The organism is Pseudoalteromonas sp. J010 (assembly GCF_003934235.1).
Lineage (GTDB): Bacteria > Pseudomonadota > Gammaproteobacteria > Enterobacterales > Alteromonadaceae > Pseudoalteromonas > Pseudoalteromonas peptidolytica.
The window spans coordinates 55,633-69,076 of record NZ_RDBW01000017.1 but is presented as its reverse complement, the minus strand read 5'-3'; the positions used below and the strand labels follow the sequence as shown (position 1 = coordinate 69,076).

General features: G+C 41.8%; 6 protein-coding genes. 5 read left to right on the top strand and 1 reads right to left on the bottom strand.

Going from position 1 to position 13,444, the window contains the following annotated elements; all coding sequences use genetic code 11:
• Positions 1-103: 103 nt before the first annotated feature.
• The 4 genes from EAG18_RS10745 (at position 104) to EAG18_RS10730 (ending at position 9,936) form a co-directional block, all read left to right on the top strand.
• The gene (locus EAG18_RS10745; protein ID WP_125252378.1) at positions 104-2,440 is read left to right on the top strand and encodes a DNA polymerase II; all 2,337 of its coding nucleotides are present in this window, start codon (positions 104-106) and stop codon (positions 2,438-2,440) included.
• A 500-nt stretch (positions 2,441-2,940) separates the two neighbouring features.
• Complete coding sequence (locus EAG18_RS10740; protein WP_125252377.1) at positions 2,941-5,706, top strand: TonB-dependent receptor; 2,766 nt, start codon at positions 2,941-2,943, stop codon at positions 5,704-5,706.
• A gap of 416 nt (positions 5,707-6,122) precedes the next feature.
• The gene (locus EAG18_RS10735; protein ID WP_125252376.1) at positions 6,123-6,374 is read left to right on the top strand and encodes a hypothetical protein; all 252 of its coding nucleotides are present in this window, start codon (positions 6,123-6,125) and stop codon (positions 6,372-6,374) included.
• 679 nt (positions 6,375-7,053) lie between these two features.
• A complete protein-coding gene (locus EAG18_RS10730; protein WP_125252375.1) occupies positions 7,054-9,936 on the top strand; it encodes a TonB-dependent receptor in 2,883 nt (960 codons plus the stop codon).
• Between the two features lie 131 nt (positions 9,937-10,067).
• Here the strand turns inward: EAG18_RS10730 and EAG18_RS10725 are convergent, their stop codons facing one another.
• On the bottom strand, positions 10,068-12,404 hold the full coding sequence (locus tag EAG18_RS10725; protein ID WP_125252374.1) for a DEAD/DEAH box helicase: 2,337 nt from the start codon (positions 12,402-12,404) through the stop codon (positions 10,068-10,070).
• 111 nt (positions 12,405-12,515) lie between these two features.
• Here EAG18_RS10725 and EAG18_RS10720 point away from each other — a divergent pair, with 111 nt between their 5' ends.
• The gene (locus EAG18_RS10720; protein ID WP_125252373.1) at positions 12,516-13,346 is read left to right on the top strand and encodes a M90 family metallopeptidase; all 831 of its coding nucleotides are present in this window, start codon (positions 12,516-12,518) and stop codon (positions 13,344-13,346) included.
• Positions 13,347-13,444 lie beyond the last annotated feature (98 nt).

The window sequence follows — 13,444 nt, the reverse complement described above, 5'->3', positions numbered from 1 at the left end:
AATCGTTATCCTAATTAGGTCGGTTTAGTTGTAAACGCCTTTATGTTCAATAAACAGGTGGATATAATCACAGTGATTGAGCTATTTTAGGGTGGTATTGGAGTTGGCACAAGCGATATATCAGGGCTTTGTATTATCAAGACAGCAAATACAAGTAAACGGTAAGCTGCGTTTGTGCTATTGGCTTAAGTCACACCAGCATTTGCTGAAGGTATGGGTGGATGGTGAGCAGCCACTATTTTTTATAAAGCTCACGCAGCGCGCAAAAGTAACAGAGATCCTCAATCAGAGTCAGGTACGCTTTGACATTTTTGCCAGTCAACTAAAGCACTTTGATCAAAACCCCGTTTGTGTCGTGAAGTTTCGTAGTTTACCTCAGTTCTACGAAGCAAAGCAGCTGCTTGAAAACCAAGTTACATTATATGAAGAAGATATTCGCCATACTGACCGCTATTTAATGGAGCGATTTATTAAAGGAGCTGCTTGGGTCAAGGGGCATGCGACACACAAACAAGGTTACGTTGAAATTACCCAAGCACAATTTAAATCCTCAGATGATTACCGGCCAAATCTTGACATGCTATCAATAGATATTGAATGCAACGGTGAAGGTGTGCTGTTTTCAATCGGACTTGTTACTAAGCTCGAGCAGTTTGTCATCATGATAGGTGAACCACAACCAGCCACCGTTGAGGTGATTTGGGTTCATGATGAAATCGCATTATTACAAGAGTTAGTGACGCAAATAAATCGACTGGATCCAGATGTCTTAATTGGCTGGAATGTGATTGAGTTCGATGCAAACATATTAGCTGAGCGTGCACAAGCCAACGGAGTGGCATTGTCTATTGGGCGAGACGGTGGTGCGATGTCTATATTTAAAGGGAATTACACCCGAGTGTTAATTCCGGGCAGAGTTATGCTAGATGGCATAGATATGATGAAAAATGCCACCTACCACTTTGAAACTTTCAAGCTCAGCTTTGTAGCGGAGAAAATACTTGGGCGCACAAAGCTTATTGCGCAAGATGACCGTCTCGAAGAGATCATCCGCCAATTCCATCATGATAAGCCTGCTTTGGCCGCATATAATATGCAGGATTGCCAGCTAGTTTTAGATATATTTCTCAAGCTAAACTTATTGGAGTTTGCGCTTGCGCGCACGCAACTGACAGGACTGGAGCTTGAGAAAATGGGTGGCTCTGTGGCCGCATTTACTAATCTATACTTACCACTATTACATCGAAGTGGTTATATCGCCCCTAATTTATCAGAGCATGGTATTAGCTTTGATAGCCCTGGCGGCTATGTGATGGACTCAAAACCCGGGCTTTACCAAAATATTTTGGTTTTGGATTTTAAAAGCCTTTATCCCTCTATTATTCGCACGTTCTGTATTGACCCTATGGGGTTAATTGAGGGGTTACAAGCTCCCAACGACGCAATTGAAGGGTTTAACAAAGGTAAGTTCAGCCGCACTCAACATCATTTACCTGGCTTAGTTGCCTCACTTGCAAGCGCCCGTGAAAAAGCAAAATTGAACAGCGATATGATGTTGTCACAAGCTATTAAAATTATTATGAATAGCTTGTACGGCGTACTAGGATCAAAGGGCTGTCGATTTTACGATCCTCGTCTTGCTAGTTCAATAACGATGCGCGGTCATCAAATTATGCAGCAAACCAGAACCTGGATTGAACAGTTGGGATATGAGGTTATCTATGGCGATACGGACTCCACTTTCGTTTGCTTACCTGAGTGTTTAGCGAGTCACGAGTGCCAAGCTGTTGGAAAACAGCTAATGCATACCATCAATGATAAGTGGCGTAATCAATTAGTGGAGCGCTTTGGTCTTGATAGTTATCTAGAAATAGAATTTGAAACGCACTATAGCCCGTTTTTTATGCCGACAATCCGTGGCCAAGAAATTGGCTCAAAAAAGCGTTATGTTGGTCAAGTTGTTGAAGCGGGTGAAAATAAACTGGTGTTTAAGGGGATGGAAACCGTTCGTAGTGACTGGACTGAAATCGCAAAAGAATACCAACAAGCTGTTATTCGAGCGTTGTTTGATGGAGAAGACGCCGTTGTGATCACACACCAGTATATTAGTCGCATCTTTGCTGGTGAAGTCGATGAAAAGCTTGTATATCGGAAAAAACTAGGCAAATCAGTGGAGTTATATACCAAAAACATACCACCTCAAGTAAGAGCTGCAAAACAAGCGATTGAAGAAGGGCTTTTAACAAGCGCTAGAAAAGGTACGCAAATACCATATTACTTAAGTACCAACGGGCCTAGGTTCGCTGTGCCTGATAAGTTAAAAGATATTGATTATTATCAGTATATTGAAAAACAAATTTTGCCTATCTATGAAATGTTGCCGAACGCTGCACAGCTAAGCATACGCCCTGACGGCCAGCAAAGTCTTAGCTTACTTTAGAATAGTTAAATTCCAATTATAGCAATTGTTTCGCTTCTTTATGTTAATTTTGTTACTGGTTTTGGCTCGGCTTTTTTCGCTGTTTACCATTAACATTCACTTCGTTCGCCACACTCTCATAGTCTATTCTGAGTAGAATTCAAGCTTTGGAGTACGCAAATCGATCAAAAAAGAAAAAAAGTCCGTCATTTTGTTAAGTTACTGTACCTGGTTTGGGGTGTTGACTGGGTATTTTTAAAAAAAATATATTTTTTTTGAACTTTTTTGATATTTAATAAGTTGCTGTATTTACTAATTATTTTTTTGATTTTTTATGTTAATGTTGGTTCTTCTTTGGTTTAAATTATGAAAATGAATGTTGACCCTATGTTGTTACAGAAAGTAGTATAGCTGCGTCATGCAGTGACTTGTCCCTAAGTTAGTTATGTTCGAGAGTCCTAACTATATGTTATTTAGGGATATATTTTTCATGGCACATAAAAATAATCAGGGAGCAATCAATGTTAAATAATAAAGTAAGCAAGGCTGTACGCCTTGGATTAGCGTTTGGAGCGGCGTCAACAGCTGTATTTAGCGCAACCGCAGCTGCAGAAGAAGCATCAGTTGAAAGTGTAGAACGAATTCAAGTAACCGGTTCTCGTATCAAGCGTACTGACCTAGAAACTGCAATGCCAGTGAGTTCTTTCTCAATGGAAGATATCAAGGCTTCAGGTGTACCTACTCTTGAGCAGTTTGTTCAGCAGCTACCAGTAATCAGCGGTGGTAGTTATGGTTCAAACGTAAATAACGGCGGTAATGGTACAGTTAGTATGAACCTTCGTGGTCTTGGTTCTGACCGTACTTTGGTACTACTAAACGGCCGTCGTTTCAGTGGTGACATTAGTACTATTCCTATGGCTGCAATCGCACGTGTTGATGTACTTCGTGATGGTGCGTCCACTATCTATGGTTCAGATGCGATAGCTGGTGTTGTAAACTTTATTACAGCTAAAAATTATACTGGTACTGAACTAGAGTTCCGTTACCAAGAAACTTCTGAAGGTGATGGCGAGTCAGACTCAATTAGCTTTGTAACCGGTATTGAAGGTGACAAAGGCAACCTAATCATCTCAGCGGGTTATGACAAGCGTGAAGCAATTTTTGGCAGTCAACGTGACTTCTCAAGCTGTCCACGCCAAGAAGAAGATGGCAAAATTGTATGTGGTGGTTCAACAACTTCTTCACCAGGCACATTTAAGCTAAAAGGCAATACAACTGACAGATTTGTAATGGACGAAAACGGTAACCCAAGACCGTTTGTTACCTCTGATAGCTACAACTATTCTGATACTAGTATTCTTTATCAACCGCGCGAAACTTATAACCTTTTCGCTGCCGGTCGTTATGAGTTAGCTGAAACAGATTTCACTTCTATTGAGTTTTTCTCTGAGTCGATGTTCACTCACCGTAGTAACACGACAAATCTAGCGCCAGTAGGTACGTTCTGGGGCATGACAGTTCCTGAAAGCCATCCTAATAACAATACGGGCGATGAGGTTTATGTAAACCGTCGTCTTACTGAGTCAGGAAATCGTCGTACAGACTTTGATGTATATGAGTACCTGATCACGACCGGTTTTGAAGGCGAGTTCTCAAATGGCTGGTACTGGGACTTCAGCTACGGCTTTAACCATCGCCGTGTTAATGAGTTCATCGATGGCCGTGTACACAAAGAACGCATGAATATGTTGGTAAATCCAGCGCTTTGTAATGCTGATAACAGTTCAGATGATTCAAAAGCGTGTGCTGCTGCCGTTGCCGGCACGCCAGATGGCATTTGGAACCCGTTTGTTGATGGTAGCTTAACTCAGGATATGCTTGATTGGGTAATTGTTCCTCTTACGGATACTAAGATTTCTGAAGACACTCAGTTACAAATTAATATTACGGGTGACTCAGGTGACTTTGAATTACCAGCAGGTGTAATTTCTTGGGCAGCAGGTTACGAGCATCTAACAACTTCTTATGAAGCGATTGTTGACGGTGCATCTGGCCTAGGCGCTATCTATGGTACTGCACCAGGCGGTTCAGTTGGTAAATACAACACCAAAGCTTACTATGTAGAAGCGAATATCCCACTATTAGCTGATGTTGCTTTTGCTGAGCGTTTAGACTTAACCGTTGCTGCTCGACGCACAAAAGTAAACCTAATTGAAGATGCTGAGACGACTAAGAAAATAGCACTTGAATGGCGTCCTAACTCTGAGTTGATGGTTCGCGCTAACTACTCTGAAGGGTTCCGCACTCCGTCAATTACTGACTTATTCCGTCCATTTACACAATCAGCTGATTCATACAGTGATCCGTGTAAAAACTACGGTTCAAACAATGACCTTTCTGCGACATTCAAAACTAACTGTGCCGCAGACGGCCTTCCTGGTAACTGGGGACAGCCAAGTGCTCAGTCAGGTTCATGGTGGGGTGGTAACCCTGACCTAGGTCCAGAGACTTCTGAAAGTAAGACTTTTGGTTTTGTATGGTCACCAGACTTTATCGAAGGCTTTAGCGCGACAGTAGATTACTATGACATTGAGATCAGTAATGTAATCTCTAGCCTAACGCTAGAAACGATTGCTCAGACATGTTACGAGAGTGAAAACTTCTCTTCGCCAGTTTGTAACCTTATCAAAGGCCCTGAAGCATACGGAACTAAAGGCATTAGTCCTCGTCGTAACCTAGATGGCAACCTTGTTGGTGTTGACTTATCAACACAAAACCTAGGTTTCTTCAACTCAAAAGGTATCGACTTTGACTTTAACTACGCAATGGAAGCACTAGGTGGTAACCTTCGCTTCAAACTTGCAGGTACACATCTACTAGAGCAAACTTCGCTTGAAGCCGAAGGTCTAGAAGTTAAAGAGTTAGATGGTTACTATGGTGCTGATATAGCGAATGGCGGTCGTGGTGCATTCAATGATTGGCGTGCTAACTTCCGCGTCTCTTATGACCGTGATAACTGGGGCTTGGCACACACGATGCAGTATCAAAGTGGTGTTGATGACGTAGCACCAGCAAAGAATCAGCTATCTAGCAGCGTAGGTTCAATGGTATATAACGACCTATCTGGTTACTACCATGCAACAGATACTTTGACCCTTTCTTTAGGTGTAAACAACTTATTTGATAAACAACCTCCGTATGTATCGCAAGGCGATAACGGATTGCTTATTCGTGTTCATCGCTTAACTGGCCGTGAATACTATGCAAAGGCAACATTTAAGTTTTAATTTATAAACTTAATAAAAGCGGGGAAATTTCCCCGCTTTTTGTGTTTATAAAATACTAAAGTTTCACAATATAATTACTGCTCTAAGTGTTTTTAAAGCAATGCGTTTAATTACATTATCTATTTTTAGGCAAGAAAGCCTTGGCGATAGTACCGCAGCCACATCCAGTGATCACCACGCTATCTACCAGCTGTAGGTAAGATAGGGGCTTTTTTACTCCATTGTTCTAAAAAGAAATTTTTAACGTGTGTTTGCATTAAATTCACTTCTTCAAATTGAGTGAAAATTAAGACTAATCGGTATCATATTTTAAGAGTTGAATTTACTGCTAATTATCGCTAGTTTTATTCAATAGGCTCGAATGATTTATAATCTCGCGTATTCTGGTTAATGATAAAAATAAAGAAGGACTTGTGATGAAAAAAATAATAATTTTGTTTACTACTGCATTTCTATTTGCGTGTAGCTCAACATCTGGAACTAAAAATGATGTAACAACGGCGAGCAAAAAAAGTCAATTAGAGTGTGAAGTCAGCTCGATGACTGGAAGCAAATTAAAACGCAAACGCTGTATTGATAAAAAACAAGCCGAATATGAAAAAGAAAATGCGCGGCGCTTAGCACGAGAAGCATTAAACAATAGCTCCTCAGTAGCGACTGACGGCTAAGTAACCTTAGGTTTAGATAAGGAATACGCTAACTCTTGGTTTTTAAAATCACATTGAGCTACTTCCTTATCTAGCTAGAGAGTTTTGGTGATAACACCGCTCCCGCATTCTGCTCTTGCTAAGGTTTAGTCGTAATACCAAGTGGGAGCATTTAAGGTTGTTGTCTGGATGCGCTTACAGGCTTCTACTAAGTACCTCTAACAGATTATAAGACTTTTCCCACCGCTTCCTGTTTCCGCTTCAGAAGATATGCTTGGTCAGCTTTTGGCCTGACTCTGTATGCTATAAGTACCAGTTAAGTTAGCACGACAAGTTTATTGTGGTGTTGCTGATGTGTCATTTAGATCTCCTTTATATTGCGAGTGTTCCGATTTTTGGAATTATTTGTTTCTATTAAATTAAATTTTCTTATAAGCCGTGTAAAAGTATGATTTCATTTGATTTTAGTGTGCCATCTTAGATTTTTGGTTGCCAGTTGTACTGAAATCTGTGAAATGCTTGTTGACCCTATGTTAGTGATAAAAGTATTATAAAGGATATTGAACAAAAGTTGCGAAAATGGGTACTTTCTTGTTGCTAAAATTGGAACTCTAATGTTTGCTTACAAGAATGGGTTAGTTCTTATTTAACACTTTGTTTAATAAAAATTTATTTATAAAAATAAAAGCAGGGATCAATCATGTTCAACAATAAAGTAAGCAAAGCGGTTCGCTTAGCAATTGCTTTTGGTGCTGCATCTACAGCAGCATTGGCAAGCACAGCTGTATCAGCTGAAGAAAATACAGAAACAGAAGAAGTCGAGCGCATTCAAGTAACTGGTTCGAAAATCAAGCGTATTGCTGCGACAGCACCAACTCCAGTTGTTGTTATCGGTAGGGTAGAGCTTGAAGACGCAGGTGTCAGCAACGTCAACGACTTCCTATCAGAAATGCCATCTGCAGAAGTTGGCTTGAGTCCAGAAAACTCAAATAACTTTATCTACGCAAACGGTCTGAATACTACGGATCTTCGTGGTCTAGGTTCTAGCCGCACACTTGTGTTAGTGAATGGTCGCCGTTTTATCGGCGGTTCAGCGGGTGATAACGCCGTTGACTTAAACAACATTGCAACATCGATGATCGAGCGTATCGAAATATCTACCGGTGGTGCTTCTGCTGTTTATGGTGCAGATGCTGTAGCTGGTGTTGTGAACATCATCACTCGTACTTCTTTCGATGGTCTTGAAATTGATGCTGCGACCACACGCCCATTTGAAGGCGGTGGTGAGCAAACATTTGCATCACTTGTATTCGGTAAAGAGTTTGATGGTGGCGGCTTCATTTTCAACTACGACTTTGCCGACCAAAAACAAATGGCAAAGCGCGACAAGTCATGGTGGTATGATAACCCAGTATCATCAGTACCAAACCCAAATAACACAGGTGGTGACGATGGTATCCCAGCTCGCATCCCTTATGAAGGCAAAAAACATTACGCACTTTACGATGAGTCGAGTGAGTTCTTCTTAGGTGGCGATCACTGGACATTCGATGAAAACCGTAACCTGCGTCCATTTGACAATGGTGATGGTTATATCCCAAGCGATCCAACGTCTTCACTTTACCGTTATTACGCAGGTGAATATAAAGATGGTATCGAAGAAGGTGCTGACGAATTCTTCCGTACACCACTGACGCGTCATACGTTTAACATCGCCGGTAACTACGAAATAAACGAAAACCATACGCTAAGCTTTGATACAGTTTACTCACTCAGTGAAGCATTTGGTCAGAGTACTCCAGTGTTCTGGCGTAGCTTAAACATACGTAAAGACAATGCTTTTGTAAAAGATGACCTTCGCCAATTGATGGAAGAGAACGAAGTAGAGTCAATTACGATGCGTCGCTTAGCAAATGACTTTGGCCCGCGTAAGTATAACCAAGAGCGTTCAACATTCCGTACTTCAGTGGGTCTAGACGGTTTCATTAACGATAACTGGTCTTATTCAACGTATTTCCAGCATGGTCGTTTACAGCAAGACACCTCATGGTTTGGTGAAGTAATCACAGAGAACTTTGAGAATGCACTTGACGCTGTAATGCTAAATGGCAACATTGTTTGTGCAAATCGTAATGATGAAGGTGAAGTAGTTGGTGCTATTTCAGGTTGTACACCAATTAATGTAATGGGTGCACCTGGTCAACATTCACAAGATACGATTGACTACATTACAACGGTAGCAACCGCACAGCATGGTGGTACGCAAACTAGCTTTGGCGCAACAGTAACGGGTGACTTATTTGAGCTGCCAGCAGGTCCTGTAGGTAGTGCATTTAGTTTTGAATGGCGCAGAGACTCAGCATACGAAGAACCAGGAACAGGTATCCGTAAGGGCCTTATCTTTGGTAACTCTGGTCTTGCGTATTCTGGCTCGCTAAATGTAAAAGAATACTCAACAGAGATTATTTTACCACTAGTTGTTGATCACGAATGGGCGCAAGAGCTTAACTTAGAGCTTGCGTATCGTTACATGGATTACTCATCAACAGGTGGTGATTCAGCGTATAAAGTAGGTCTAACTTACCAGCTGAACGATGACATTCGTTTCCGTGCAACAATGGCTGAATCTGTTCGAGCTCCTAACATCGAAGAGCTATACTCTGCGGCAGGCACACAGTTCTACGGGACTCGCTTTGACCAATGTGCAGCTGATACAATCCAGAATACAGATGAAAAATATCGCGCAAATGTAATCAAGAACTGTGCAGCGGCGGGTATTCCAGAGGGGTGGAGACCATCTCAAGAATGGACTGATGGTGGTAGTATCGAAGGTAAGCTTGGTGGTAACAACACACTACAAAACGAAGTATCAAGCGATGTTGTGTTTGGTTTTGTGTACACGCCAGCGGCAATCGAAGGCTTTGATATCACAGTTGATTACTGGAGCTTCGAGATTGAAAATGCTATCGAAAACTATAACTATCGTGAGCTAGCTGAAAACTGTTACCGTGCTGATAGTTTAGATAATCCATTCTGTGGCTTTATCACTCGTGGTGACAACTTTGAAGTTGTAGACTTCTTCCAAACTTCACTAAACGCAGCTGAAGAGAAGAAGAGTGGTGTCGATATCGAGTCTGTTTATGATTTTGAAACTAGCATCGGTGAATTTGGCGTTAAGCTAACTGCAACGTATGTTGAAAACTACGAAATCAATCAAACTGGAAACCCTATCGATCTACTTGTGAATACTGGTGAGCAAGATCACATGAGATGGCGTGCTCGCTTGAATACAAGCTACGAATACGGTGATTTCAGAGCGGTATTAGTCACTAACTACCGTCACAGTGCAGTAAATGACCGTAATGGTTGGAACATCGAACAGCACGATTACAACGATATTCCATCGTACACAACATTCGATCTTTCAATGAACTACCGTGTGCTTGAGAATGTAGACTTACGTTTTGGTATCCAGAACATGTTCGACAGAACACCACCTAGACACCCATTAGCGTTTGAAGACACTAACTGGTACGATCCAATTGGTCGTCGCGCAACATTTGGTGTAAACATCAAGCTATAATTACGTGTTATAGTATTAAAAAGCCGCTTTAACAGCGGCTTTTTTTATGCCTCAAGAAGCATATTACTTTGAGAAAACTGGAATAAGCGCTAAGTAATCCTATTCCTTGTCTAAGTATTTAGTTGGAAAAGCTAAATAACATCAACGACCTTGCTGGCTCTTCTATAACGGATTTTAAAGCCACTCCAAGCTGGCAACTCCCACTTTTTAGGTGCATCTTTTCTTGCGCCACGAATATATGTTAGCTCTATCCTTTTTCCCTTAAAGTTATAGTTGACCGACATGCTCAGCTCTGGAATGGACCAGAATAACGGAAATCTGTCTATAAATGGGTCTAACTCCCACGACTCAACCTCATCGAACTGTAAATCTTGCTCGTCAATGAGAGCAATATCTTCATAACTTTCGATACCCAGTATATTTAATTTTTGGTGCAGAAACCCCTCAACGGTGGGAAGTGATATATCACGGCTATGGTATTGATAAAATAATTGAGTGTAGTTGATTTTCAATTCTATTTGATTGGCTAATCCTGTAAAAAGTGCGTTATTTAGGATAAGCATCACCAACGCCGAAATCGTGTCCTGAGGTGTATTCAAAGGCTTTGTTGTTTGACCTAAGACTTCTTCGCCGTAAAAGGTAATAAATTCGCCCCAAAGTACATCATCATCTACATAGGCTGCGTGCAGAACTTCGTTGCCAATACCTATTTTAAGGAGCTGCTTTTTCGTCAACGCAGCATTATACATTGCAAGCGTTTTTGCTTGTTTAGTGCCTTTTCCTGCCAATGAGAATGTGTCTAGCACCAGTACTGCTTCTGCATTTTCACAGACACGAGTATGGTTTGAGAGAACAACCTCACTTTGTCCATTATTAAAACCATGGCGGCGATTATTTTTATTAATATATACCCAGTTAGGCATTAAGCTCGCCAACTCAAGAAGCAAGTTATCATGGTTGAAACTTGCAGCCTTATCTAATGATGGCAAGGAAAAGTGGTCGCGCAAGTGAGCACTAAATTGTTGGGCTTCTTGAAGCGCATCAGGTGTAATATCGACTAAATCTTCAGCTCCGCCTCTTACAACTGAGATAGCGACTTCTATGTCAGAGCCATAAGGAAAAAGGGTATTTAATCTTGTTTGGCGCTCGGCATCATTTGGGAGTTGATAAACACGAGCCGGAACCGATAATACCGAGAATAAGTCGATTGCGGCTTGACGCAGTGCATTGCTGCTTAACTTGCTAATGACATAGCCAAATTCAAAGTCGATGGGTAGTGGGTAGAGCTGCTTGCCAAGCTCCGTTGCAATACCACGCGCGTCTATCGCTTCGAATTTTCTGAGCTGCTGTGTAGCAACTTCAACTGAACGTTCAGGTAATGGGTCGATAAAGTGCAAAGATGAGACACCCTCAGTAGCGCAGCCTGAGGCCAATACCAGCTCTGTCAAAGATCCCCGTTGGATTTCTGGGGGAGTCGCATCAATGAGTGGTGCGTGCTGGCCATATAGCCTAATACACATACCAGCTTGTGTACGCCCTGCGCGGCCGAGGCGCTGCTTAGCTGAATCTTTGCCAATGGCATCTAAGCCTAATACTGTTTTGCCTAAGCGTAAATGTGTGCGACGCTCTAGACCTGAGTCAATTACGCAAGTGACATTAGGAATAGTAAGGGAGGTTTCAGCGACATTGGTTGCCAAGATAATACGGCGCTCCTTATGCGCTGCCAACGCGAGTTGCTGCGCCTTAGGACTGCAGCCGCTATATAACCCTATCGCAATAGCGGGTAATGATTTCACTTTTGATAAACATGCTTGGATCTCGGCTTTGCCCGGTAAAAAGACTAAAATATCGCCGTCGCAGTTTATCAGTGCCTCTTGGCATGCGCTAAAAACGCGCTGCTCCAGCTGCTCTTTATGAGGCATCGCCCGAGGCTCTGGCGCATGAAAATACTCGGCGACAGGGTAAAGCACTCCGCCTGATTCAATAACCTGTGCGTCTAAATAGGTAGCAAGCTTTTGGCTATTTAACGTGGCAGACGTCACAATTAATTTATGAGATTGTGCTTGCTTTAACAAGGCCAATAGTAAGTCCATATCCCAGCGTCTTTCATGGAATTCATCCAGCATAACGACAGTAAAGTCAGCAAGTTTATTATCAAAAAACCACCTTAATGCGACACCTGGAGTTGCGTAGATGACCTGTGAATCTTCTGAAAACTTACCTTCAAAGCGAATAGCAAAGCCAACCTTTTCACCAAGCTTAGACTCACTTTGAGTCGAGACATATTCAGCTAGAGAAGTACAGGCGATCCGCCTTGGCTCAATAACTAAAACCTTACCATGCTCTGTTGCCCACAATGGCAGTTGAGTTGATTTGCCAGAGCCTGTTGTGGCGCAGACAACAACAGTATTTTGTTCCCTTAAGGTTTTAGTAAATTGAGGTTGAACGGACTCGATGGGTAAGGACATAACTACTTATTGGCTATTTACATTTTTCGGTATAGTAACAAAATTTGCTTGAAAAATCGGGTGGCGGAACCAATTTATCTTTGAAGACTTATTCAAAAATGGCCAAAAACCATGATAGAAATAGCGCTTATTACTGGCCTTATTCTATTTGTTTTCTTGTATTGGAACTGGGATAAAGTTCAGCAATTCAGGTGGCAAAAAAAATATCAAAACCAAGCATTGAGCAGATCTGACAAGCAGGTGTTACTAAAGTACATGCCTATCTATCGCAATATGACAGATGCCGATCGTGAGCAGTTAGAAAAGCATATTGTCTGGTTTCTGGGAGAAAAGCGCGTACTTGGTAGAGATGGGTTAGTAGTATCACGGCTGATGTGTTTAATTATCGCGGCAGATGCGTGCTTACTCGTGCTCAAGCAAGCTTGGCCACTGTATCCCAACGTCAAAGAAGTTTTACTATATCCAAGTAGCTATTATGCCCCGCAAACCTCAAGAGATGGTGCAGGCTTGGTCAGCTTTCATCAAACGGTTCGTCAAGGAGAGTCTTGGCCTGGAGGTACTTTAGTGTTGAGTTGGCACGATGTACTTGAGGGAAATAGATTACCTGAAGATGGTCATAACTTAGTCTTTCATGAATTTGCCCATCAATTGGATCAGCAGACAGGTGTAACCAATGGAACACCCATATTGCCAGCAAAGGTAAGCTATCAGGATTGGGGCAGGGTATTATCGAAGGCGTACCAGCACTTAAAAATGCAGCTGTCCTACAATATGCCTCATGCTATTCATTCATACGGTGCAACAAATGAAGCGGAGTTTTTCGCCGTGGTAACGGAAACATTTATTGAAAAACCCTATGAACTCAAACAGGAAAACCCAGAACTATACAATTTGCTGAAAGACTACTATCAGTTTGAGCCAAGGGACTGGCAACGATATTAAAGCACTTATACCAATTTGACTTAATACTTGCTCAATTTGAAGGAGTAAATCTGACGCTAACAGCGTTAAAAATTTCTTATTTAGAACGACTAAATAGC